This is a genomic window from Pseudoalteromonas sp. S3785 (assembly GCF_005887365.1).
Taxonomy (GTDB): Bacteria; Pseudomonadota; Gammaproteobacteria; order Enterobacterales; family Alteromonadaceae; genus Pseudoalteromonas.
On the sequence record NZ_PNCT01000010.1, the window covers coordinates 1 to 24,946 of the forward strand.

Annotated in this window: 21 protein-coding genes; 14 read left to right on the forward strand and 7 right to left on the reverse strand. The window is 41.9% G+C overall.

Translation table 11 applies throughout. The features are described from left to right. The first annotated feature begins 442 nt into the window (after nucleotides 1-442). The 6 genes from tig to CWC17_RS03240 all read left to right on the forward strand — a co-directional run bounded on the left by tig (nucleotide 443) and on the right by CWC17_RS03240 (nucleotide 9,015). Nucleotides 443-1,747, forward strand: coding sequence for a trigger factor (tig, locus tag CWC17_RS03215; RefSeq protein ID WP_055015794.1), 1,305 nt, complete (start codon nucleotides 443-445; stop codon nucleotides 1,745-1,747). A 163-nt stretch (nucleotides 1,748-1,910) separates the two neighbouring features. Continuing rightward, a complete protein-coding gene (gene clpP, locus CWC17_RS03220; RefSeq protein ID WP_055015793.1) occupies nucleotides 1,911-2,528 on the forward strand; it encodes an ATP-dependent Clp endopeptidase proteolytic subunit ClpP in 618 nt (205 codons plus the stop codon). A 135-nt stretch (nucleotides 2,529-2,663) separates the two neighbouring features. Then, nucleotides 2,664-3,947, forward strand: coding sequence for an ATP-dependent protease ATP-binding subunit ClpX (gene clpX, locus CWC17_RS03225; RefSeq protein ID WP_004586896.1), 1,284 nt, complete (start codon nucleotides 2,664-2,666; stop codon nucleotides 3,945-3,947). Between the two features lie 150 nt (nucleotides 3,948-4,097). Next, nucleotides 4,098-6,458 carry an endopeptidase La gene (gene lon / locus CWC17_RS03230; protein ID WP_138612070.1) on the forward strand — a complete coding sequence of 787 codons (2,361 nt, stop codon included), beginning with the start codon at nucleotides 4,098-4,100 and terminating at the stop codon, nucleotides 6,456-6,458. A 183-nt stretch (nucleotides 6,459-6,641) separates the two neighbouring features. Further along, nucleotides 6,642-6,941: an HU family DNA-binding protein gene (locus CWC17_RS03235; RefSeq protein WP_286247754.1), complete on the forward strand. Its 300-nt coding sequence runs from the start codon at nucleotides 6,642-6,644 to the stop codon at nucleotides 6,939-6,941. Nucleotides 6,942-7,113: 172 nt separating this feature from the next. Then, nucleotides 7,114-9,015 carry a SurA N-terminal domain-containing protein gene (locus tag CWC17_RS03240; RefSeq protein ID WP_055015791.1) on the forward strand — a complete coding sequence of 634 codons (1,902 nt, stop codon included), beginning with the start codon at nucleotides 7,114-7,116 and terminating at the stop codon, nucleotides 9,013-9,015. A 65-nt stretch (nucleotides 9,016-9,080) separates the two neighbouring features. On the opposite strand, the gene CWC17_RS03245 is transcribed toward CWC17_RS03240, so the two are convergent. The 6 genes from CWC17_RS03245 to pspF are packed head-to-tail and all read right to left on the reverse strand — an operon-like array spanning nucleotide 9,081 to nucleotide 15,436. Next, a complete protein-coding gene (locus tag CWC17_RS03245; RefSeq protein ID WP_138612071.1) occupies nucleotides 9,081-9,842 on the reverse strand; it encodes an ATP-binding cassette domain-containing protein in 762 nt (253 codons plus the stop codon). Next, a complete protein-coding gene (locus tag CWC17_RS03250) occupies nucleotides 9,842-10,834 on the reverse strand; it encodes a peptide ABC transporter ATP-binding protein (protein ID WP_055015789.1) in 993 nt (330 codons plus the stop codon). Before CWC17_RS03250 ends, CWC17_RS03245 begins: the two co-directional genes overlap by 1 nt. Next, entirely contained in the window at nucleotides 10,835-11,728 is an 894-nt protein-coding gene (locus CWC17_RS03255) for an ABC transporter permease subunit (RefSeq protein ID WP_055015788.1), read from the reverse strand. Next, nucleotides 11,715-12,749: an ABC transporter permease gene (locus CWC17_RS03260; RefSeq protein ID WP_004586903.1), complete on the reverse strand. Its 1,035-nt coding sequence runs from the start codon at nucleotides 12,747-12,749 to the stop codon at nucleotides 11,715-11,717. The genes CWC17_RS03255 and CWC17_RS03260 overlap by 14 nt, the downstream gene beginning before the upstream one ends. Beyond that, complete coding sequence (locus tag CWC17_RS03265) at nucleotides 12,749-14,356, reverse strand: ABC transporter substrate-binding protein (RefSeq protein WP_138612072.1); 1,608 nt, start codon at nucleotides 14,354-14,356, stop codon at nucleotides 12,749-12,751. Before CWC17_RS03265 ends, CWC17_RS03260 begins: the two co-directional genes overlap by 1 nt. A gap of 15 nt (nucleotides 14,357-14,371) precedes the next feature. Continuing rightward, on the reverse strand, nucleotides 14,372-15,436 hold the full coding sequence (gene pspF / locus CWC17_RS03270) for a phage shock protein operon transcriptional activator (RefSeq protein ID WP_138612073.1): 1,065 nt from the start codon (nucleotides 15,434-15,436) through the stop codon (nucleotides 14,372-14,374). 186 nt (nucleotides 15,437-15,622) lie between these two features. On the opposite strand from pspF, the gene pspA reads away from it, so the two are divergent. The 8 genes from pspA (at nucleotide 15,623) to CWC17_RS03310 (ending at nucleotide 22,545) form a co-directional block, all read left to right on the forward strand. Next, nucleotides 15,623-16,282, forward strand: a complete 660-nt coding sequence (gene pspA / locus CWC17_RS03275; RefSeq protein WP_004586906.1) for a phage shock protein PspA — start codon at nucleotides 15,623-15,625, stop codon at nucleotides 16,280-16,282. A 66-nt stretch (nucleotides 16,283-16,348) separates the two neighbouring features. Then, nucleotides 16,349-16,582, forward strand: a complete 234-nt coding sequence (gene pspB / locus CWC17_RS03280; RefSeq protein ID WP_004586907.1) for an envelope stress response membrane protein PspB — start codon at nucleotides 16,349-16,351, stop codon at nucleotides 16,580-16,582. Then, on the forward strand, nucleotides 16,579-16,980 hold the full coding sequence (pspC, locus tag CWC17_RS03285; RefSeq protein ID WP_138541630.1) for an envelope stress response membrane protein PspC: 402 nt from the start codon (nucleotides 16,579-16,581) through the stop codon (nucleotides 16,978-16,980). Before pspB ends, pspC begins: the two co-directional genes overlap by 4 nt. 57 nt (nucleotides 16,981-17,037) lie before the next feature. Beyond that, the gene (locus tag CWC17_RS03290; RefSeq protein WP_138612074.1) at nucleotides 17,038-18,462 is read left to right on the forward strand and encodes a YcjX family GTP-binding protein; all 1,425 of its coding nucleotides are present in this window, start codon (nucleotides 17,038-17,040) and stop codon (nucleotides 18,460-18,462) included. Then, a complete protein-coding gene (locus CWC17_RS03295; protein WP_138541628.1) occupies nucleotides 18,459-19,487 on the forward strand; it encodes a TIGR01620 family protein in 1,029 nt (342 codons plus the stop codon). The genes CWC17_RS03290 and CWC17_RS03295 overlap by 4 nt, the downstream gene beginning before the upstream one ends. A gap of 458 nt (nucleotides 19,488-19,945) precedes the next feature. Beyond that, nucleotides 19,946-21,127 carry a methionine gamma-lyase gene (gene megL / locus CWC17_RS03300; protein WP_138612075.1) on the forward strand — a complete coding sequence of 394 codons (1,182 nt, stop codon included), beginning with the start codon at nucleotides 19,946-19,948 and terminating at the stop codon, nucleotides 21,125-21,127. Between the two features lie 237 nt (nucleotides 21,128-21,364). Continuing rightward, nucleotides 21,365-22,162: a phenylalanine 4-monooxygenase gene (phhA, locus tag CWC17_RS03305; RefSeq protein ID WP_055016174.1), complete on the forward strand. Its 798-nt coding sequence runs from the start codon at nucleotides 21,365-21,367 to the stop codon at nucleotides 22,160-22,162. A 38-nt stretch (nucleotides 22,163-22,200) separates the two neighbouring features. Continuing rightward, a complete protein-coding gene (locus CWC17_RS03310) occupies nucleotides 22,201-22,545 on the forward strand; it encodes a 4a-hydroxytetrahydrobiopterin dehydratase (protein ID WP_055016173.1) in 345 nt (114 codons plus the stop codon). A 92-nt stretch (nucleotides 22,546-22,637) separates the two neighbouring features. On the opposite strand, the gene CWC17_RS03315 is transcribed toward CWC17_RS03310, so the two are convergent. Continuing rightward, complete coding sequence (locus CWC17_RS03315; protein WP_138612076.1) at nucleotides 22,638-24,668, reverse strand: BCCT family transporter; 2,031 nt, start codon at nucleotides 24,666-24,668, stop codon at nucleotides 22,638-22,640. Nucleotides 24,669-24,946 lie beyond the last annotated feature (278 nt).

Sequence of the window (24,946 nt, forward strand, 5' to 3'; positions counted from 1 at the left end):
AAAGAATATCTTCCGATTAGCGCAGTTTGGTAGCGCACTTGGTTTGGGTCCAAGGGGTCGCAGGTTCAAATCCTGCATCGCCGACCACTTTCTTAACCTTAAAGAAAGTAAACGAGTAATCACTCAGCAATAACGTCTATTTACTTCCTACTAAAATATCGCTTTAACGTACCTGTTAGTCTTTTTTTTACGCAGTTGGTCGCGATCGTAGCTAAACTAGTCCAAATAATTGCCCCCTACACTCGACTATCATAATTATTAGGTTATAATGCCGCGTCTATTGTTTAACATAGTGCCCGAAGGGCAGAGCAGCAATGGGATCTCATGGTAGTGACGGATGCTTTTTAGTGAAAAATCGCTTTAAAATTTATCAAGACTCATGAAGATTACTTTGTTTGTAAGGAAGGCGAACAGTCGCCAAAATTGAATATTGAGGTAAATCATGCAAGTTTCTGTTGAGACGACTCAAGGCCTTGAGCGCCGTCTGACCATCACCGTTCCTGCAGAGAACGTTGAGACCGAAGTAAAAAAACGCTTACAACAACTGTCAAAAACGCAGCGTATTGATGGCTTCCGTGCTGGTAAAGTACCAGTTTCAGTAATTAACAAGCGTTTTGGACCTGCGGTTCGTCAAGAAGTAGCTGGCGAAGTAATGCAGCGTAATTACATTGAAGCAATTGTTTCTGAAAAAATTAACCCAGCTGGCGCACCATCATTTGCACCAAAATCACTTGAAGCAGGTAAAGATTTAGAATTTACTGCAACATTTGAAGTATACCCTGAAATTGAAGTTCAAGGTTTAGACAAAATTGCAGTAGAAAAACCAGCTGTAACAGTAACTGACGAAGATTTAGCAAACATGCTAGAAACACTTCGTAAGCAACATGCTTCTTGGGCTGATGTTGATGCAGCTGCTGGCGAAAACGACCGTGTAACAGTTGATTTCGTAGGTACTATTGACGGCGAAGAGTTTGAAGGCGGCAAAGCTGAAGACTTCCCACTTGAACTTGGCCAAGGTCGTATGATCCCAGGTTTCGAAGACAACATCGTTGGCAAAAAAGCAGGCGAAGAAGTCGTTGCTGATGTAACTTTCCCTGAAGATTACCACGCTGAAAATCTTAAAGGTAAAGCAGCTCAATTCACTATCACAGTGAAAAAAGTTGAAGCACAAGAGCTACCTGAATTAAGCGAAGAGTTTGCAACTAAATTCGGTGTTACCGAAGGCGGTGTAGACGCGCTTAAAGAAGAAGTTAAAAAGAACATGACACGTGAGCTAGACCAAGCGGTTAAAGCTAACGTAAAAGACCAAGCAATTAAAGGTCTTTTAGAAAACAACGAAATCGAAGTGCCTAAAGCACTTGTTGATCAAGAAGTTGACGCATTACGTCAGCAAGCAGCTCAACGTTTTGGCGGCGACGCTAAAAACATGCCTGAGCTTCCAGCTGAATTGTTCCACGAGCAAGCAGTAACTCGCGTTAAAACTGGCCTATTACTTGGTGAAGTGATCAAAGCAAACGATATCAAAGTTGATGATGAAAAAGTTGAAGCATTAATTGCTACAGTTGCATCTGCTTACGAAGATCCAACTGAAGTAGTAGAATACTACAAATCAAATGATCAACTTATGCAGCAAATGCGTAATGTTGCAATGGAAGAGCAAGCTGTTGAAGCTATTTTAGCTAAAGCAAACGTGTCTGACGTTGAAAAAGCATTTGATGACATCATGAATCCTCAGCAAGGTGCTTAATAAGTCATTGACTTAAGCGCTCGCTAACGATTAAATGGCTCGTGTTACTCTGTTTATGCAGTGTGCCCGGGCCATTTTAGTTTGTGCCCCATAATTTGCGAAAAATGATAACTATGCTTCCTTTAGTAAGAAAAAGCATAAGCGCATAAGGAATTAAAAAAGTATGAACACTGGTATGACAGATCCCCTAAATGCATTAGTCCCCATGGTTGTTGAACAAACAGCTAAAGGTGAGCGCTCGTATGACATTTACTCGCGTCTATTAAAAGAGCGAATTATCTTTTTAACGGGCCAAGTTGAAGACAACATGGCAAACCTAATTTTAGCGCAAATGCTATTTTTAGAATCAGAGAACCCTGAAAAAGATATCTTTTTATATATTAATTCACCAGGTGGTTCGGTAACCGCTGGTATGGCAATTTACGATACAATGAACTTTATCAAACCAGATGTAAGTACTATTTGTGTTGGCCAAGCTGCAAGCATGGGCGCATTCTTGCTTACTGCTGGCGCTAAAGGTAAGCGTTTTTGTCTACCAAACTCACGTGTAATGATTCACCAACCATTAGGTGGTTTCCAAGGTCAAGCATCTGACTTTGAGATACACGCAAAAGAAATTCTGTCTATTAAAGACAAACTTAACCGCTTAATGGCAGAGCATACCGGCCAGCCATTAGAGGTTATTTCACGCGATACTGACCGTGATAACTTTATGAGTGCATCACAAGCTGTAGATTACGGCTTGGTTGACTCAGTGTTTACAAATCGCGAAAGCAAGTAAGCGTGTAGGCAAGCAAATAATTGCTTGCCACTTTGAGTTACTATGCGAAAACCAGTAAATTTTGGTATAGTTAAAAGCGAATTTGAAATAGTTGCCAACCTTATTTGGCAGCCAACGTATAAAAGAGGTAGCTGAATGTCTGACACTCCTACAGACGGCGACAAAAGTAATAAATTGTTATACTGCTCTTTTTGTGGCAAAAGCCAACACGAAGTGCGTAAATTAATTGCAGGTCCTTCAGTATACATTTGTGATGAATGTGTAGAGCTGTGTAACGATATTATCAGGGAAGAAATCAAAGACATTGCTCCTAAGCATAATTCGTCTGATAAACTACCTGTGCCAAAAGAAATTCGTAATCACTTAGATGACTACGTAATTGGTCAAGACCATGCTAAAAAAGTATTGTCTGTAGCGGTATACAATCACTACAAGCGCCTACGCAACCAATCTACAAAGCAAGAAGTAGAACTAGGTAAAAGTAACATTTTGCTTATTGGCCCTACAGGTAGCGGTAAAACATTACTGGCAGAAACACTTGCGCGTTTACTTGATGTACCGTTTACTATGGCAGATGCAACTACATTAACCGAAGCAGGTTATGTAGGTGAAGATGTAGAAAATATCATTCAAAAACTACTACAAAAATGTGATTACGACGTAGAAAAAGCCCAACGTGGTATTGTTTACATTGATGAAATTGACAAAATTTCGCGTAAATCAGATAACCCATCTATTACACGTGACGTGTCGGGCGAGGGCGTACAACAAGCGCTGCTTAAACTAATTGAAGGCACGGTTGCCTCAGTTCCACCACAAGGTGGTCGTAAGCACCCGCAGCAAGAGTTTTTACAGGTTGATACCTCTAAGATTTTATTTATTTGTGGTGGTGCATTTGCAGGCCTAGATAAAGTAATCGAACAGCGTAGCCATAAAAATACCGGAATTGGCTTTGGTGTAAACGTTAAAGAGTCAGCGTCGAGCCGCTCTTTAAGCGAAACATTTAAAGACGTAGAGCCAGAAGATTTAGTGAAGTACGGCTTAATTCCTGAATTTATAGGTCGTTTACCTGTTGTTGCTACATTAACTGAGCTTGATGAAGCGGCACTTGTACAAATATTAAGTGAACCTAAAAACGCCATTACTAAACAGTTCTCTGTATTGTTTGGTATGGAAGACGTTGAGTTAGAGTTCCGTGACGATGCACTGAGCGCTATTGCTCACAAAGCAATGGAGCGTAAAACAGGTGCTCGCGGACTTCGCTCAATTGTTGAAGGCGTGCTACTTGATACTATGTATGAACTTCCATCAATGGATGACGTAAGCAAAGTGGTTATAGATGAAACCGTGATTAAAGGTGAATCTGACCCAATCTTGATTTATGAAAATAATAATCAAGATAAAGCTGCGTCAGAGTAGTTTTTAAGCTATTTGTATAAAAAAGGAGCCTTAGGCTCCTTTTTTTATAATTAATTTGAACGAGTTGGGGAAATTTGTTGAACTTTAATTAGATTATCCCCATATACTTGAGTAATCTTTTAAATAAATGAAGTGCGAAGAGAAACTATAATGACGCTTGAGAGAACCGATCGAGTCGAAATCCCAGTGTTAGCACTGCGCGATGTTGTGGTATATCCGCACATGGTGATCCCGCTTTTTGTTGGCCGTGAAAAATCAATAAAATGCCTCGAAGCGGCAATGGATAAAGACAAACAAATTTTCTTGGTTGCACAAAAAGATGCAACTGTAGACGAACCTGTACAAGACGATATTTACCGTATCGGTACTATTGCGACTGTACTTCAGTTATTAAAATTACCAGACGGTACAGTTAAAGTTTTAGTCGAAGGTACGCAGCGCGCACAAATTGAAGAATTTGTAGATAACGATGAGTTTTTTGTAGCGAATGCTCAGTTCATCGAATCTGATTCAGTGGATGAGCAAGAACAAGATATTTTCATTCGAAGCGCTGTTAGCCAATTTGAAGGCTATGTAAAACTTAATAAAAAAATTCCGCCTGAGGTATTAACCTCTGTGTCAGGCATTGATGAGCCAGCTCGCCTTGCCGATACAATGGCAGCGCATATGCCCTTAAAAGTGCCTGAAAAACAAAAAGTGTTAGAGATTTCAAGCGTTACAGAGCGTTTAGAATACCTAATGGCACTGATGGAAGGTGAAATAGACTTATTGCAAGTTGAGAAAAAAATTCGTACCCGCGTTAAAAAGCAGATGGAAAAGTCTCAGCGCGAGTACTACCTCAACGAGCAAATGAAAGCCATTCAAAAAGAACTTGGTGAGCTTGATGATGTACCTGACGAATTTGAAGCGCTTAAAAAACGAATTGAAGAATCAGGGATGCCAGAAGAAGCGAAAGAAAAAGCATCAGCTGAGCTTAATAAGCTTAAGATGATGTCGCCAATGTCTGCAGAGGCCACGGTAGTGCGTTCATACATTGATACGTTAATTAACGTACCATGGAAAAAACGCTCTAAAGTGAAAAAAGACTTAGCAGGCGCGCAAAAAATTCTTGATAGCGACCACCACGGCTTAGATAAAGTTAAAGAACGCATAATTGAATACCTCGCGGTGCAACAACGCACCAATAAACTTAAAGGGCCTATTTTATGTTTAGTAGGGCCACCGGGTGTAGGTAAAACGTCGCTAGGGCAGTCTATTGCCCGCTCAACGGGTCGTAAATATGTGCGCATGGCATTAGGTGGTGTACGTGACGAAGCTGAAATTCGTGGCCATCGTCGTACTTACATTGGCTCTATGCCAGGCAAGCTGATTCAAAACATGACAAAAGTGGGCGTTAAAAACCCATTATTCTTGTTAGATGAAATCGACAAAATGTCATCAGATATGCGCGGCGATCCAGCATCAGCACTATTAGAAGTACTCGATCCGGAGCAAAACAGTCATTTTGCTGACCACTACTTAGAAGTAGACTACGATTTATCGGATGTAATGTTTGTAGCAACATCAAACAGCTTTAATATTCCTGGTCCACTATTAGACCGTATGGAAGTTATTCGCTTATCGGGTTACACCGAAGATGAAAAGCTAAACATTGCAAAAGAGCACTTAATTACTAAGCAAGTTAAACGCAATGGCTTAAAACCGTCTGAACTAGTAATAGAAGACAGTGCAATTATTGGTATTATTCGTTATTACACGCGTGAAGCGGGTGTACGTAATTTAGAGCGCGAAGTCTCTAAACTATGCCGTAAAGCTGTTAAAAATATCTTATTAGATAAAGAGACTAAAACGGTCACTATCAGTCAAGATAACCTAGAAGAGTTTTTAGGTGTACAACGCTACGACTACGGTAAAGCAGAAGACGGCGACCGCATTGGCCAAGTAACAGGCTTAGCGTGGACCGAAGTAGGCGGCGACTTACTGACCATTGAATGTGCGGCGGTGCCAGGTAAAGGCAAATTAAGTTACACCGGCTCACTGGGCGATGTAATGCAAGAGTCGATACAAGCGGCCATGACGGTAGTTCGAAATCGTGCTGATACGTTCCGTATTAATAGCGATTTTTACGAAAAACGCGACATTCATGTGCATGTACCAGAGGGGGCGACCCCTAAAGATGGCCCAAGTGCCGGTGCAGCAATGGTAACGGGTTTAGTATCGAGCTTAACAGGTAACCCCGTTAAAGCCGATGTAGCAATGACAGGTGAAATAACACTACGCGGTGAAGTACTGCCTATTGGTGGTTTAAAAGAGAAACTACTTGCTGCACACCGTGGTGGAATTAAAACAGTCATCATTCCTAAAATTAACGAACGTGACTTAAAAGAGATCCCAGATAACGTACTGGCAGGCTTAGATGTTCACCCAGTTACATGGATTGATGAAGTATTAAAGTTAGCTTTAGTGCACCCTGTTGAGAGTTTTTCAGTCGAAACACCGAAAAACCAATAAAAAACCCAAAAAAAGTGCTTTAAAGGGCTTTTCAAATCTAATCGGTATGATAAGTTAAGCACTGGTTTTCGAGCCTAGCCCTTACGGGGCCTAGGCTTAAGAAAAATATAATCATGTGAGCATTAAAAGTTTGCTCTAAAATTTTCAAAAAAGTGATGTTAGTTTAAAAAACAATCGCTCTTGATAATAACAATGAAAGAGGATGATATTGTGAATAAATCTCAATTAATCGATCAAATCGCAGCTGACGCTGACATTTCTAAAGCGGCTGCAGGTCGTGCACTAGATTCATTCATCGAGTCTGTATCTGGAGCGCTTAAAGATGGCGATTCAGTTGCACTTGTAGGTTTTGGTACTTTCTCAGTACGCGAGCGTGCTGCTCGTTCAGGCCGTAACCCACAAACTGGTGAAACTATCCAAATCGCTGCGGCAAATATTCCTTCTTTCAAAGCCGGTAAAGCGCTGAAAGACGCAGTAAACTAATCACTGTTTAAATACAGATTAGTTATGGCGAGTGTATATAAACTTAATTATCCTAATCGATGAATTAAGTAACTTCACCGCCAGTTACTTCAAGTGAAAAAGCGTATCTGGTAAGATACGCTTTTTTTACATATGACAAGGTAAAATACCTTGATCAATAAGAGATAAACAAATGCTTGAGAAAATCAGAGAGGGCTCACAGGGTCCTGTAGCCAAAATAATTTTAGGCGCGGTGATTTTATCTTTTGCCTTAGCAGGGATCGGTAGTTACTTAGGTCAAACCCCAGAACAACCCGTTGCTGAAGTAAATGGAATTAAAATTAGCCAAACCGAATTTAATCGTGCTTATCAAAACGAACGTAGCCGTTTAGAGCAACAATTTGGCGAATACTTTGCACAAATCAGTGCAGATCCAAATTACATGGCGCAAATTCGTCAAGGTGTAATTGACCGCTTAGTACAACAAGAATTGCAATCACAATTAGCGGCAGATTTAGGCCTTCGCGTAAGCGACGACAGCGTACGTAAAACAATTTTAGAACTTCCGTACTTTCAAATTGGTGAAAAATTTAATAACGACCGTTACCTACAAGTAATTCGTCAAATGAACTTTCAACCAGATGCTTTTCGTGAGTACTTACGTAAAGACATGACACGCAGCCAATTAGTGTCTGCGGTTGCTGGTACTGAGTTTGCACTTGAAAACGAGCTTAAACGCGCTGCAGCCCTACAGCAGCAAACGCGTAGCATAGACTACTTGGTGTTAAGCAAAGAAGCGTTACAAGCAAACGTAGACGTATCTGAGCAAGAAATTGCTGATTACTACGAACTAAATGCTTCGCAATTTTTGTCTCCTGAGCGTGTATCGGTTGATTACATTGAGCTTAAAGCCGAAGATATTAACGTAGAGTCGGTAACCGAAGACGATGTAAAAGCGTATTATGAGCAAAATAAAGCGCAATACATTGAGCCTGAAAAACGCCGTGTATCGCACATTTTAATTGATAACAGCGAAGATGATGATGCCGCGCTTGAAAAAGCCAATGCATTACATGAGCAGTTAGAACAAGGTGCTGATTTTGCAGAGCTTGCAGAGACATCATCTGATGATGTTGTGAGTGGCGAAATGGGCGGTGACCTAGAGTGGATTGAGCGCGATGTAATGGACCCGGCGTTTGAAGAGGCAGCATTTGCACTTCAAAACAAAGGCGATATTTCAGAGGTTGTAGCATCAGAGTTTGGTTACCACATTATTAAACTTACTGACTTACAGCCAGAGCAAGTAAAAGCGTATGACGAGGTAAAAGCCGATTTACGTGCAGAGCTTGAGCAAACTGAAAAAGTGGATGCGTTTTACGAAAAGCAAACAGAAATGGGCGCTTTAGCATTTGAGATTTCTGACCGTTTAGACGATGCAGCAGAAGTGGCAGACGTTGAAGTTAAAACCACACCACTTGTTGCACGCAATGCATTGCCAGAGCCACTTAATACACCTGCGGTAATTTCACAGTTGTTCTCAGTAGAATTACTTGAAGATAAAGTAAACTCAGAAGTGATTGAGCTAGGTGATGAGCACGTTATTGTAGTACGTGTAAATAAATACGAGCCATCTGCAACTAAACCGCTTGCGCAAGTGAGTGAGCAAATTAAAACACGTTTAGTTAACGAAAAAGCATCTACACTTGCTAAAGAAAAAGCACGTGAATTATTTGCACAAGTTCAGGCTGGTAAAACACTAAGCGATGTGGCCAGTGAGCAAAACCTAACGGTACGCGAAGAAGCAAGTTTAACGCGTCAAAGCTACACGGTTTCGCCTGCTATTGTAACGCAAGCGTTTAAAATGCCACGTCCTACTGATGCACCAAGCACAGACGTGGTTGATTTAAACAACGGTGATGCGGCCATTGTTGCACTTAAGTCGGTAAGCGATGCGCAAGCAACCGCAAATATCGACCCGCAACTACAGCAAAACATTACTATTGCGCAAGCTAACAAAAACTACTCAGCGTTTATTGAGTCTTTAAAGGCTAAAGCTGAGCTTAACCTACCTGTAGTTGAGCAAGCAGCAGAATAATTGCACTAAATATTAAAAAAGGCGCGTTACTTTCACAGTAACGCGCCTTTTTTAATGAACCGTTTCTAGCAGCAGATTAAGCGTTGTGTAACTTTAGATTGTGGGTCTTTAAAAATGGCTTCTGTAGCGCCGTACTCAACGACTTGACCTTTTTCAAGCACAACCAGTTGGTCGCTAATGTGCCGTACCAAGCTTAAGTGGTGGGTAATTAGCACGTATGTTAAGCCTGTTTCTTTTTGCAGCTTAAGTAATAAGTTAACAGTTTGCGCACGAACAGAGGGGTCTAAAGCCGACAGCGCTTCATCAAGCACAACCACTTTAGGGTCTAAAATGAGTGCTCGCGCCAACGCGACACGTTGCAATTGGCCTACACTAAACATATGTGGATAGTAATGTTGATGATCAATTAACAGCCCCACCTTAGACAGCGTGGCATCTATTTTTTCTTGGCGAGCGGGTTCATCAAAGTCAGTGTTATATTGTAAACAATCATCGAGCATTTCACCTATGGTCAGCCCTGGGTTGAGCGATGCTGCGGAGTCTTGAAAAATCATGCGAATATGTCGGCATTGGTCATCGCGCACGCCACCATCTTCAATAATATTACTTTCTAATAAAATTTGCCCACTGTCGGCATTATCGGCCCCTGCAAGTAATTTAGCGAGCGTGCTTTTACCCGCACCGGTTTCACCAATGACTGCTACTGTTTCGCCTTTGCCAACACAAAATGAAATATTTTTTAGGACTTCAAATTTTTTGCGACTAAATAAGCCAGCTCGCACGTTAAAAGTTTTACAAAGCGCTTGCACTTTCAATACTGGTTGCATTACTTCACCTCTTTGATAAGTGGAAAATGACACGCATAGCTATGTCCATGTTGCTTAGTAAGTGCAGGGGTAATTACGCATTCTTTTTGTGCTTGTGGACAGCGTGGGCCTAATCGGCACCCTATAGGTAAATGTTGCAAAGTAGGGATAGTACCTTTAAGTGCGTAAAAGGGCTCTTTGTGTGCTAAACCTTGCTCATAATTGGGCAGGCTTTTTAATAACGCTTGCGTATAAGGGTGGCGAGGCTGGCGAAAAATACGCTGTGTTGGGCCGGCTTCAACCATTTGCCCACAATATAAAACATGAATACCGTGTGACCAGTCGGCTATTTCTTCCAGCTCATGAGAGATCATTAAAATAGACATGTTTTTTAACTGGTTTAAGCTTTTTAATAGCCTGAATACTTGCGCACGGGTGGTGCTTTCAAGCGCTGTTGTAGGCTCATCGGCAATAAGTAACTTAGGAGTGCGTGCTATGGCCATAGCAATCATTACTTTTTGACACACACCTTCTGAGAGCTCGTGTGGGTAACTGTCAAGCACCGCGTCGTGGTTTTTAATCCCTACTTTATGGATCAGTGCTTTCACGCGGTCTTTGCGCTCTCTGTTGCGCTTTAAAAAAAAGCCTTTGGTGGATATTTCAGGCAGTGTTTCGGCGATTTGATCAAATATTTTTGCGGTCGGGTCAAGGCAGCGGCTAGGATCTTGGTAGATCATAGCAATATCTTGGCTCACTGTTTTTCTGCGTTGCTCTGGGGTTAAGCGCATTAAATCAACCCCACGCCAATGCATTCTATCAGCTGTTATGTCCCAGCGTTCGTTAAGTACTCCAACAATGGCTTTTGCAATTAAGCTTTTACCTGAACCTGATTCACCCACTAAGCCATGTACTTCACCTTCTTTTAGGCTAAAGCTGACTCTGTCTACGGCTCTAATTACGGTTTCAGAGGTACGCAGCTCTATGGTTAAATTTCTAACGTCGAGTAATTGCATTTAATCAGCCTTACGTGCTTTGAGCACTTTTCGTAGGCCATCACCTACTAAATTGGTAGACAAAACTGCTAAAAATAATAATACACCCGGTAGTGCAACGGTCCAAGGCGCTAAATATATTAGGCCTAAATTCTCAGCCAATATGGCGCCCCATTCGGTTGTGGGCGGCTGTGCACCTAGTTTTAAAAAGCCTAAAGCGGCAATATCTAAAATAGCAGTAGAAAGCGCGGTGGTAAAAATAACCACAATATGCTCATAAATATTAGGAAAAATACCCCGCGACAATATATGCCAATTAGAGGCGCCATCAAGCCTAAAAGCGGTAATATAGTCTTTACTTAGCTCATCAACAATTAAATTACGAATAGAGTGAATAAACTGCGGTAACAACGCCAGTATAATTGCCCATACCGTGTTCATTAACCCAGGACCAAGAACAGCAATAATAATAATCGCTAATAGCAAAGAAGGAATAGAGAGTGTGATATCAAGTAAATGATTTAAAAAGCTTGAACGAAGGCCGCGGCTTATACCTGCAAACGTCCCCACTAAAACGCCAATAATGGTGGTAATAAATGCAGCCACTACCGACAAGCCAAACGTGTAGGTTGCCCCATTCATTAGGCGCGAGAGCACATCGCGACCTAAATCATCGGTGCCTAAAATAAAGCGCACATCGCCCATTTCTCGCCATGATGGCGGTATAAGTAATGCATCACTATGTTGCTGGTTAACCCCATAAGGCGCTAAAAAGGGCGCACTGGCTGCTAATAATGCAAACGCAATAAAGATCCATAGCCCCACTAACGCAGGATGATTATTTTTAAATTTGCGCCAAAAACGCGCCAGCGGCGATTTATTCGACTCTTCAGAAAATAATTTAAACTTTACCATGTGCCTGATTCCGCGAAATTGGGTCGAACAGAGTATATGTAAGCTCGGCAACAATAGTGGCAATAATAACAAACATAGAGACCGCCATTAAACCGCCTTGAATAGCAGGGTAGTCACGTTGGTAAATGCTATCGATTAGCCAACGGCCTATACCTGGCCAAGAAAAAATAACTTCGGTTATCATTGCAAGCGTAATAAGCGTACTAAATTGCAGCCCTATTTGTTTTATTACCGGCAATAGTGCATTGCGTAGCGCATGATGCATGATTAACTGACGACGATTAAGGCCTTTTGCCCTGGCTGTTTTAATAAAGCTTTGATCCATTACTTTAAGCATAGAGTCGCGGGTAAAGCGTACTAAAACAGTGGTAGGAAACATGGCCAGTACTATGGTGGGCAGTGTTAAGTGATGCAGCGCATCTATAAAAGCCTCGCCTTTGTAAGGGAAACCCGCGAGCATAATATCGATTAATATAAACCCGGTATTAGGTGGTATTTCAAATAGTAACCCCATTCTACCCGACATAGGAAACCAGCCCAGCTTGAGCGAAAAAATCATAATAAGTAACAGCGCTAACCAAAAAACGGGAATAGAGTAGCCAATCATGGTGGTAGAGCTAATTAACTTATCCGGCCAACGGCGTGTGTATGCTGAGGCCAAAATGCCTGCTGGTACACCTACCACAACCGATACAATAAGAGCATAAACACACAGCTCTAATGTTGCGGGTATTAAATCTAAAATATGCTGAAAAACGTTATCTCCTGAGGCAAACGACACGCCCCAATCACCTTGAAATATACGCCCTAAAAACGCTAAATACTGCATAACGTAGTTGCTGTCATACATGTATTTATCTTCAAGTTCACTGTGCTGAGAAAAATTACCGCTAGGGATGCCACTTAAATTGCTAAGCGGATCACCAGGGAATAAATAGCTCAGCGAAAAGGTAAATATGCTGAGCATTAAAATCATGAATAAAAACAAGCCAAGGCGGCGTAATATATAATCAAGTATCATTATTTTTTCCTCGCGTTTGCGAGTGAAATAGCCCCAAATGGGCCAAGAGTTATCCCTTCTACATCGGCACTATTTGCTTGAAAACGCATGCCATGAGCAATAGGCACTAAAGGGAGCTGATCCATAATGAGCGCTTGAACCTGTTCGTAATACTGTTTACGTAAACTTAAATCAGTGGTGTCGAGCGCTTGGGTAAGCAATAAGTCAAATTGCGGGTTACACCAGTTAGCAGGGTTTTTACCGCTAAACGTGGCGGTGCAGCTCAGTAATGGGCTAAAAAAGTTATCTGGGTCGGGTGTATCGGCCGCCCAACCAAGTAATACGCTATCGTGGCGATGCTCACCTATACGCTGAATAAAAGTATTCCACTCGTACTCTACAATACTTACGTTAACCCCAATTTTGCGTAAATCGCTTTGCATCAGCTCTGCCATTTTGCGGGCATTAGGGTTATAAATTCGACTTACCGGCATAGCCCAAATGGTCATATCAAAGCCATTCGGTAACCCCGCTTCTATAAGTAGTTTTTTAGCCAGCTCTGGGTCAAACATAGGAATGTTTTCTTGTGGCTCAAACCCCCACGAGGTTGGCGGTAAAATCGATTGCGCGCGTATACCATTTCCGTAGTAAACAGCTTGCATTATTTTGTCTATATCAATTGCATGTGCAAGGGCTTTGCGTACTCTAATGTCATCAAAAGGGGCGCGCTCTGTATTAAAGGCCCAATAACCAATATTAAGGTTGGTTTCTTTTTCAACGTTTATATCATCTCGCTGCGCTAAGATACTCAATTGCGCGCTACTTGGGTGCGCGGTTACATCGCACTCTTTGGTCAGCATTTTTGCAATGCGCGTAGTGCCGTTAGTCGTAATATCATAAACCAGCTGTTCAAGGGCAACATCGTGCTTCCAATAAAGTGGGTTACGATAAAAGCGCACTAAGTGATCGCGGCGGTATTCTTTATAAATGTAAGGGCCTGTACCAATAGGGTACTGATCAAACAAATTAGTTTGATCGCGGGCTTTTAATTGCATGGCATATTCTTGCGACAGTACCACGGCGAAGTCAGTGGCCATATTAGTTAAAAAGCTGCTTTCTGGATGAAATAGCTCAAAGCGTACTTGATAGTCAGACACGCGTACTATTTTACGAATTAGCTGATCAATCCCCACACTTTGGAAATACGGGTAATTTGCATCGCCAACAAAATGGTACGGGTTGTACACGTCAAACAATCGGCTAAAGGTAAAAATAACATCGTCTGCATTAAAGTCGCGAGTAGGGGTAAAATAAGACGTTGTATGAAATTTAACGCCTTTACGCAGCGTAAAAGTGACCGACTTACCATCGTTGCTAATTTTCCAGTCGGTAGCCAACTCGCTTTTAAAATCTGCGGTAACAGGGTCAATACTAATTAAGCGGTCAAACAATTGATTAGCAATAATATCAATCGTTGAACCGGTGGTTGTTACTTGCGGGTTAAACGATACAGGGTTCGCTTCGGCGCAATAAACGAGGCCTTGGTTTTTTTCTTCTATTATTTCTTCTTTACTATCAAAGCAACCGGTTAGTGTGCTGGCTAGTAAAACAAGTAGTATTTTATGCACTCGCATAACCTCTAACTATTTATCTTCTAATAAATTGTATTTTTTAAGATAACCACGTAATTGATGATACGTTAAACCGAGGATTTCTGCAGTTTTCTTTTGATTAAATTGGCTATGCTCAAGCGCTTTATTAATCATATTTATTTCAAATTCGTTAGAGCGCTCTTTTAAGCTACAAGGGAACTCAATCGGGGCACTACGCGAGTTACTCGCTTCACTACTAGGCGCAGTAACGACTATAGGCTCAGGCGATGCACTTGGTGCTGCAATTGGGGCTTTAATACGCGCTTTGGGCCTAAACCGGCTTTCAAATGGGTCTAAAATAATTTGGTGAACGGGAATGTGTTCATTACCATGACGATACAAACTTCGTTCAACTACATTTTTAAGCTCCCGAATGTTACCTGGCCAGTCGTAATTTAGCAGGGTTTCGGTGGCGCTGCGGGTAAAGCCACTAAACAACTCCCATTCTAAATCGCGGGCCATATTCATCGCAAATTGCTCGGCAAGTAGCATAATATCGTCTTGACGCTCTCGCAGTGGGGGCAGGGTAATAACATCAAAAGCTAAGCGGTCAAGTAAGTCACTTCTAAATTTGCCCTGCTCAGCAAGGTGGGGTAAATCTTCGTTGGTGGCACACACTAAACGCGTATCTACCTTTACGGTGTGTTTACCGCCCACACGTTCAAATTCGCCGTATTCAATAACACGAAGAAGCTTTTCTTGTACCATAGCGGAAGTATTAGCCAACTCATCTAAAAATAAAGTACCGCTGTTAGCGCGCTCAAATCGGCCTTCGTGACGTTTACTTGCTCCGGTAAATGCACCACTTTCATGACCAAATAATTCGCTTTCGAGGAGGTTTTCGTTAAGGGCTGCACAGTTAAGCTTTACGTAGTTTTGATCCCAACGCTTTGATAAAAAATGCAAACGGGCGGCTATAAGCTCTTTACCGGTTCCTCGTTCGCCAATTATAAGCACCGGCTTATCTAAATTAGCTAACTGCGATACCTGATCAAGTACAGCTAAAAAGCTATCAGATTGGCCGAGTAAATTATCCTGTTGGCGATATTGGCTCATTTTTCCTAACTCTTGGTCATTTTTGCTAACAGTTAGTGTATTTCATAATCAGGGATAACTAAAGGAATTTGTATATTTAGTTTAACTTAATGAAAATAAAGTGTATTTTAGATTTTAAAAAGTTGGCAAGCATATTGATACTAGTTACAGCAGACCAACTAAGTTTATATTACAGAGGTAAATGTTATGGGAATTTTTTCGCGTTTTGCAGACATTGTTAATTCTAATATCAATGCCATTTTAGATAAAGCAGAAGACCCAGAAAAAATGGTTCGTCTTATTATCCAAGAGATGGAAGACACATTGGTAGAGGTTCGCTCTACGTCAGCTAAAACACTGGCTGAGAAAAAAGAATTAGTACGTCGTGTAGACACACTAAAAGCACAAGTAAGCGACTGGCAAGACAAAGCAGAGCTTGCACTGAGTAAAGACCGCGACGATCTAGCGCGTTCAGCATTACTTGAAAAGCAAAAATCGGCAGAAGCGGTGGCGGCAGTAGAGTCTGAGCTTGAGCATGTAGAGTCTCACATTGAGAAACTTCAACAAGAAGTGACCACACTACAAGAAAAGCTAGCCGATGCTAAAGCACGTCAAAAAGCAATTATTTTACGCCAACGTTCGGCTGAGTCGCGCCTTGAAGTGAAAAAAGCGCTTGATAGCTCTAAGGTAGAAGATGCACTTAATCGCTTTGAGCGTTACGAAACTAAAATTGATGGACTAGAATCTCAAATAGAGTCTTACGATTTAGGTAAAAAGTCGCTTGCAGATGAAATTGCCGACCTACAAAAAAATGAAAAGATAGATGATGAGCTTGCCGAACTTAAAAAGAAGCTAGCTGATAAATAACTTATAAAGGGGTACTTTAAGTGCCCCACTGCTTAAACATCGAATACGGATTGTCAGGAGAGGATTATGTTTGATCCAGAGATACTAATTGCACCCTTTATCTTGTTCATGATTTTTGTTGCGCCACTGTGGTTAATTTTACATTACCGGAGCAAAAAGCAAGTGAGCCAAGGGTTAAGTGAGCATGAACATCGCCAGTTATTGGAACTTGCCCACAAGGCCGAAAAAATGGCTGATAGAGTAGAAACCCTTGAAGCATTACTCGATCAAGAGTCACCACAATGGAGACGCAAAGTATGAGTGCCAAACGCGAATTATTAAGAGACCCACAGCGCGGTAAAATCGCCGGTGTATGTGCGGGATTAAGTGACTACTTTAATATGGAGTTATGGTTAGTTCGCATTATTTTTGTTAGTGCGGTACTGCTAACGGGTGGCCCATTATTTGTGGTAGCGTATATTGCAGCGTGGTTTATTTTAGATAAAAAAGACCCCACAACTATACATACAAGTAGCTCAACTAAAACTGACGATCCGCTAGAAGTTAAATTTAAAGTTTGGCAAAAAGGCGAGCCACCGCGCCGCGCTTTGCAAGACTTAAAAGAGCGTTTAGCGCGAATAGACACGCGCCTTCAAGATATGGAGCGCCATGTTACTTCAAGCGAATTTACGGTTAGCCGTGAAATCAACAAACTTTAAAGGATTTAATAGCACTTTATTCGGTGATTAACAGCATCAATGAAGTGCTAGCCCATTATGAGTAGCACTTCATTTGCCAAAAAAACCTTTAAAAGCATTAAAGGTTCAGCCCAAAAAGCCCTTCATCGTAGTTTAGATCAACACGTAAAATTGGCCGTAACCGGCCTAAGTGGTAGTGGTAAAACCGCGTTTATTACTGCACTTGTTAAGCACCTTACAACACAAAGTGATGATAAAAACCTACCGTTTTTTGATGTAATGCGAGAGCACCGCCACATAGCCACTAAAGTGGTACCGCAAGAGGCATTAAAAGTGCCTACGTTTGACTATCCGCGGGCGCTTAATGCCTTACTCCCAAGTGATGGGGAGCCTACATGGCCTGCATCAACCGAGCGTATTAACACCCTGCGTTTGGCCATTAAATACCAAAGTGCCTCAGGGTTACGTGGACATTTTTCGCCGCAATCTACGCTGTATTTAGATATTATTGACTACCCAGGTGAATGGCTACTTGATTTACCCATGCTTGAGCAAAGCTATAGCCAGTGGTGCGAGCAACAATACCCGCTGTTACTACATTACCCGCGTGTAAACGCCTCTACTGAATTTATAAACGCGCTTGAACAGCTTGATTTAAATGCCCCTGTAGATGAAAGCTTACTTGCACGCATTGCAGCGCTTTATCAAAGTATGCTGGTAGGGCTTAAAAAAGATACTAAGCTTGCCATGTTACAACCTGGGCGAATGCTTATGCCCGGCGACTTACAAGGTGCGCCGCTGTTATTGTTTTTTCCAGTAAATGCACAGCATATAAAAAGTGATGAGGTAGTGCCTGGCTCTAACTTAGCGCATTTAATTAAGCGCTTTAACGCCTATGTAAAAGAAGTGGTTAAGCCATTTTATAATGAGCACTTTAAACACTTTGACCGCCAAATTGTGTTGGTAGACGTACTCAGCGCTTTAAACGAAGGCCACGAAACACTCCAAGAGCAAAGTAGTGTTATAAACCAATTACTTGCTCACTTTAATTACGGCGAGTCGGGTTTTTTTAAGCGCTTATTTAAACCCAACATAGATAAAATACTCTTTGCAGCTAATAAGTCAGATCATATCAGTGCTAAACATCATAAAGACTTAGCACTGCTACTGGATTCACTCGTACATGAGCAAAGTAATCACTTAAAGTTTGACGGTGTACAAATAGAAACCATGGCTATGTCGTCAATTGCTGCAACGCAGCCGCGCCAAGTGGCCGATAAAGGCCAAACGTTAGATTGTATTTATGGCAAACCACTTAACGAGCAAGACTGGCTTACTTATTTACCTCCACAGCCACCAAAGCGCATGCTTAATAAAAACGAGTGGCCAGCGCAGGGCTTTGAGTTTTTATCGTTTTCACCTATGCCAAACCCCGATAAGCAACTTAAACATATTCGCCTTGATCATGTGATGCAGTATCTGTTAGGAGACAAATTATCATGAACGACACACAGCAAACATTTCAGGCGGGTAGGCGAATTGATACCCAAGCTGATGAGCAGGTTGAGGCAACGCTTGCCCCTGCAAAAATAATTACTCAAGGTCAAAGTGATTACATTGAAGAGCCTGAAGAAGAACTTCTTGATGAAGAAATAGACCTAGAGCCGGTATATAAAAAATCTAAGTGGCAAACGCTTAAAGGGGTGTTTGCTATAAGCTTTTTAGTGTTAGTGCTACTTGAGTTTGCATATTCGTTAGTATTTGCATTTCAGCAATCGGTAATTTTAGGCGGCGTTTATTTAACAGCCGTGGTAAGTGGTGTGCTATTAATTGGGCGCATGCTCTGGCGCGAATACAGAATGCTGCGCAGTTTAAAGCGCAATCAGTTACACCGCCATGAAGCCGATAGGCTTTTAAATAGTGAGCAAGTAGGCGGCGCATTACCTTGGCTTGAAAAGCTAAACAAGCACCAACAGCTCGACAACTTCGAGGCGTTTAAAAACCAAGTAGCTACCCATCATAGCGATAAAGAAATAATGACCCTTTACGCCAATAGCTTACTTATAACCCAAGACACGCAAGCTAAAAAGCTGATAAACCGCTTTGCGACAGAGTCAGCCTTGCTTGTTGCCCTAAGCCCCCTTGCGCTGGTGGACATGATGGCGGTGCTTTGGCGCGGTACTAAGTTAATTGAGCAAATTGGTAAAATTTATGGCATTGGTTTTGGTTACGCAAGCCGCATTAAGCTCTACCGAATGCTAATAAAACAAGTGATGTTTGTAGGTAGTGCTGAGCTTGTATCTGATTTAGCAGCCACAGCGTTAAGTGCTGAGCTTTTAGGCAAGCTTTCGGGGCGTGCTGCACAAGGTGTAAGCGCCGGTATTTTTACAGCGCGTATTGGTTACAAAGCAATGGAGCTTAGCCGCCCACTGCCAAGGCTTGAAAATAAACGCAGCTTGTTAAAAGGCACAGTGCAAAGTATCGCCAGTAAAATTATGAACCGAAAAAAGGGCGAGCCAACGCGATAGGGTCTGTTGAACTTTTAAGGTTAAACTTGCAGCAGTCTGTTTGGTATTTAGGTAAGGCAGAGCCTATGTAGTGTGGTTATTTCCCATAATTGGGCGATAACGTAGCATGTATGCCAAACAGGCGCTGCCCAAAGGGTTCTTCCTAGGAGCTATTTACTCTTTGTTGCTCGGTTTTTACTTATTCTTACATGGATGTAAGTCATTAGAATAACGCAGGAGCAGTTATCGAGTCTACTAGGTTACAAACCTCGCGCCGCGATTAAATAGCCCCTAGTTTGAACAAGTTTTAACCCGCAAAGATCAACAGACCCTAAAACAGCGTGGCAATATTTGTGTACAAAACCGCGCTGAGCGGTTTTTGCACAAATAGCCGTCTGAGCATCCGGCATGCTTGTGATTTAAACTGCGGTGCGTTTTATTTATGTAATTGACACACATAATAAAAACGAGATCCCACAATGAGCAAGCATCATATTAATACCCAATGTATTCATGGCCCACAAAAAGCAAACGATCCGCACGGCGCACTCACGTCACCTTTGTATCAAACCTCTACCTTTCATTTTGAAAACGCCGCACAAGGCGCTGCTCGTTTTGCAGGCGAAGAGCCAGGTTATATTTACACCCGCTTAGGTAACCCAACCACCACCGAACTTGAGCAAAAAGTAGCACAGTTAGAAGGCTGCGAAGCTTCAGCGGCAACGGCTACAGGTATGGGCGCTGTTTCGGCATCGGTATTAAGCTTTTTATCGCAGGGCGATCACCTTGTTGCATCAAGTGCGTTGTACGGTTGTACATTCGCGTTTTTTGCACATATGTTGCCGCGCTGGGGAATAGAAGTCACGTTTGTTGATATGACCTGCGAAGACGAACTCCGCGCTGCCATTAAACCTAATTCAAAAATGATATTTGTAGAAACGCCAATTAATCCCACTATGGCGGTTATTGATTTGGCACTGATTGGCGCAGTTGCAAAAGAGCACAATTTAATAAGTGTGGTCGACAACACCTTTTTAACACCATTACTGCAATCACCTAAGCAGTACGGTATAGATATTATTATGCATAGCGCCACCAAATATTTAAACGGCCATGGTGATGTAGTAGCCGGGCTTGTGTGCGGAACGCAAGAGCACATTACCTTAATAAAAATGACAGTACTTAAAGATATTGGTGCCACCATAAGCCCGCACGACGCTTGGCTAATAAACCGCGGCTTAAAAACCTTAGCCATACGCATGGAGCGTCACTGCCAAAGCGCGCAAACGGTTGCCGAATATTTAGAGGCGCATCCACAGGTTAATATTGTTTATTACCCCGGGCTTAAATCGCATCCTGGTAACAAATACATAGGCAATCAAATGAAAGCTGCAGGTGGCGTTATTGCATTTGAAATTAAAGGCACCCTTGCTCAGGGAGCGCAGTTTATTGATAGCATGAAGCTTTGCACGCTTGCTGTAAGTTTAGGTGATGCTGAAACGCTTATTCAACACCCTGCATCAATGACTCACTCGCCTTATACACCCGAGGAGCGAGCAGCCGCAGGCATAAGTGATGGCTTAATAAGGCTCTCAGTAGGGCTTGAAGATGTTAACGACATTATTAGTGATTTAAACCAAGCTTTTACTAAAATTGGTTAAGTGTATTTAATTGTATACGGTACATTTGGCTTTTAAGGCCTTTATAAATGGAGGTGTTTACTATTCGTTCCTTTTGTGTAATTTTAAATTTACAGTTTAGGTGATCGTGCCAAATGTCGATATACGCTTAACTATTAAACTTTTCTTCACTTTTGCATAGTATGGCTGCATTAGATATTCACTCATCTTGAGTATCACACTGACACACATTTAGGGCTTAACCCCAAGAAGGTTATTATGGCTAAAGCAAGTAAGTACACCTCTAAAACACCTGATGAAAATGGTGTTATACATTGGAGCGAAGAAGAAAATAAAATTTGGTCTGAGCTTGTAGCACGCCAACTTGCGTGCATAGAAGGCAAAGCGTGCGATGAATATATGGAGGGGCTTAAAAAAATAAACCTACCTCTGGATCGTATACCGCAGTTAAGCGAGCTTAACGAAGTGCTTCTTGCCTCTACTGGTTGGCAAGTAGCGCCTGTGCCTGCGCTTATCGATTTTGATGAGTTTTTTAGGTTGTTGGCAAACAAACAATTTCCGGTAGCCACGTTTATTCGTAGCCGTGAAGAGTTTGACTACCTTCAAGAGCCAGATATTTTCCATGAAATATTTGGCCACTGCGCCATGTTAACCAACCCTGACTTTGCCGAATTCACACACAAATATGGCCAATTAGGGTACGCAGCGCAGAAAAAAGATCGCGTGTACCTTGCGCGTATGTATTGGTTTACGGTTGAGTTTGGTTTAATGCAAACCGAAAACGGCCTACGCATTTATGGCGGCGGTATTTTATCAAGCCCGGGTGAAACGCAATACGTGTATTCAGATACACCAGAGATAACGCCCATGAGCGTCATTGATGTGCTGCGTACGCCGTACCGTATTGATATTATGCAACCACAGTACTACACCATTAACTCGATTCATGATCTGTTTGATATATCGCAAATGGACATTATGTCTTTGGTTGAGCAAGCTAAAGCGCTTGGTTTGCACGACCCAAAATTTCCACCAAAAGAAAAATTAGCCAGTTAACTTTAATTTAAAAAGAAACGCTAAAGTAAGGATTTAAAATGTCTTCATTAAGTGAACAAAAATGCGAAGCTTGCCACGTAGATGCACCAAAAGTATCTGACGAAGAGCTTGCACAATTAATTACTAAAATCCCAGACTGGGTACCCGAGGTACGCGACGGCATCATGCAGCTAGAGCGTGTTTATAAGTTTAAAAACTTTAAGCAAGCTATGGCGTTTACTAACAAAGTAGGCGATATGGCAGAAGATGAAGGCCATCACCCAGGTTTATTAACCGAGTGGGGTAAAGTAACGGTTACATGGTGGAGCCATTCAATTAAAGGCCTACACAAAAACGACTTTATTTGCGCAGCTAAAACAGACGACGTATTTAACGCGCTGTAATTAAAAAATTAATTGAGCAGATTAAAAAGGCACTTATTTTTATAAGTGCTTTTTTATCGCAACAAAATTACGTAGTTAAATAAAGCGCTTATTTAAGGTTTTTCGCTATTTAACATGTCATCGTGTTCGGCCATATCCCACGGAAGTTCCCCTGGGCTATTACCTAAAAAGTGTAAGTAATTCTCAAATTGATCAAGAATGTCCTTCACAATATCATCTTCACTGTAGCCATATACATCGTAAGATAAGCCACCGCGGCGCAAGAAAACATCTGCCTTGTAATACATCTCGGTGTTATCACCATCAGGCTTTAGCTCTGTGTAGGCAAAGCTTGGCATTGAGTGCTCAGTGAGCCGGATATCATACACAAAATCAACATGATCATGGCGTAGTACTGTTAAATGGGCGCGGCCTAAGTCAGAATCAAAATCGACCTCTGCATGCCACTGGCGTGCTTTTAATTCTGCTTGGACTGCTTGCATTGCTTGTACCACCGCACTACTAATGAAAGTATGCACTTTTTCCTTATTAGGGTAATTAACCATAGCGGCTAATCGGCGCTTCCAATGTGATAGGTTAACATTGCGGCTATTGAGCGCATGTGCTTGTAAGCTCGTATCGCGGTGCCCTTCAATGGTAAGTGCGCGCCAAAGTCCTGCAGTTGCAATAAGCATAATAATAGCAAAGGGTAAGGCACTGGCTATGGTCATGGTTTGTAGCGCGCTAAGCCCACCCGCTACTAATAGAACAGCGGCTACGGCGCCCTCAAGCACAGCCCAAAACACTCGTTGCCATGCAGGCGTATCTATACTCCCGCCAGAGGCGAGGGAGTCAATAACTAACGAGCCCGAATCAGATGATGTAACAAAAAAGGTAATGATTAAAATAACCGTCAGTAGCGAAATAATAAACGATAAAGGTAGCACTTCAAATAATTGAAATAATGCAACGGCATGGTTTGCTTGAACATCGGTTATTAATGTATTAAACCCTTCATTCATTATTAAATTTAGCGCGGTATCACCAAACACAGAAAACCATAAAAAGGTAAAAATAGTCGGAACTAGCATCACGCCAACTACAAATTGCCTAATGGTTCGTCCGCGGCTAATTTTAGCGATAAACATACCAACAAAGGGGGCCCACGCTATAGTCCAGCCAAATATAAATAGAGTCCAGTTACCAATCCAATCACTACGGCTATAGGCTTGTAAATTAAAAGTACGCTCAACAATACCACTGAGGTAGCTGCCGGTATTTTGTAAAAACGATTCAAGAATATGAATAGTCGGGCCAATAAAAAACACAAAGGCCATTAACGATACGGCAAGTGTCATGTTTATTATAGATAAACGCTTTACACCTTTATCCATACCTGCCACTACAGAAAACGTTGCCGCTGCAGTAATAATAACAATAGCGGTAATTTGTACTGTGGTATTAATAGGGATGCTTGGCCATAAGTAGTGTAACCCTGCATTAATTTGAGTAACCGACAGCCCTAATGTTGTGGCAATACCAAATAGCGTGCCTAATATGGCAAACACATCAACAGTGTGCCCAATAGGACCATATATTTTATCACCAATAAGTGGATACAAGGCTGAGCGAATAGACAGCGGAAGACCATGGCGAAATGCAAAGTAAGCAAGCACTAAACCAACAATCCCATAGATTGCCCATATATGAAAACCCCAATGAAAAAACGCAATTTGCATAGCCTGCTTAGCGGCATCAACGGTTTCTGCGGCGCCGGCGGGCGGAGATGCGTAATGGAGTACGGGCTCTGCGACACCAAAATAAAGTAATGCGACTCCGTAACCGGCCGAAAATAGCATGGCAAACCATTCACCAAAGCTGTATTGCGGCTGTGCATGATCAGGGCCCAGCTTGATATTTCCCCAGCTGGAGGCGGCAACACAAACGATGAAAACTAAGAAGATGGCAACTGATAACATATAAAACCAGCCAAAGGTTTCTGTTATCCACTTGAGGGCGACACTGAATGCTTGCCCTGCCAGTTCAGGGTTGCTACTTGTACCAATGACCAAAAGCAGAATAATAAATACCGCGGGCAAAAATACCGGTAGCAAAATAGTTGAGCGTAAAGCAGTTTTTGTCATATTAATCCTTAATATTAATTGCTAACTTTCAAGTATGCTTTACTACCTTATTATATCTTTGGTGTGTTGGCTAATTCAGTCGTTTGTTTGTATGCGTATATTGCTTTGATTTAAGGTTGAGTTGAGCACAGAGAAACCCAACAGTTTAGTTATTTGAGAGATAAACTCTAATTTAAACAAAAAGCCCTAAACCCAAAGGGCTTAGAGCTTTTTATATACTTAACTTTAAAGTATCGTTGGGTTTCGTTTCACTCAACCCAACCTACGCTTACAGCTTC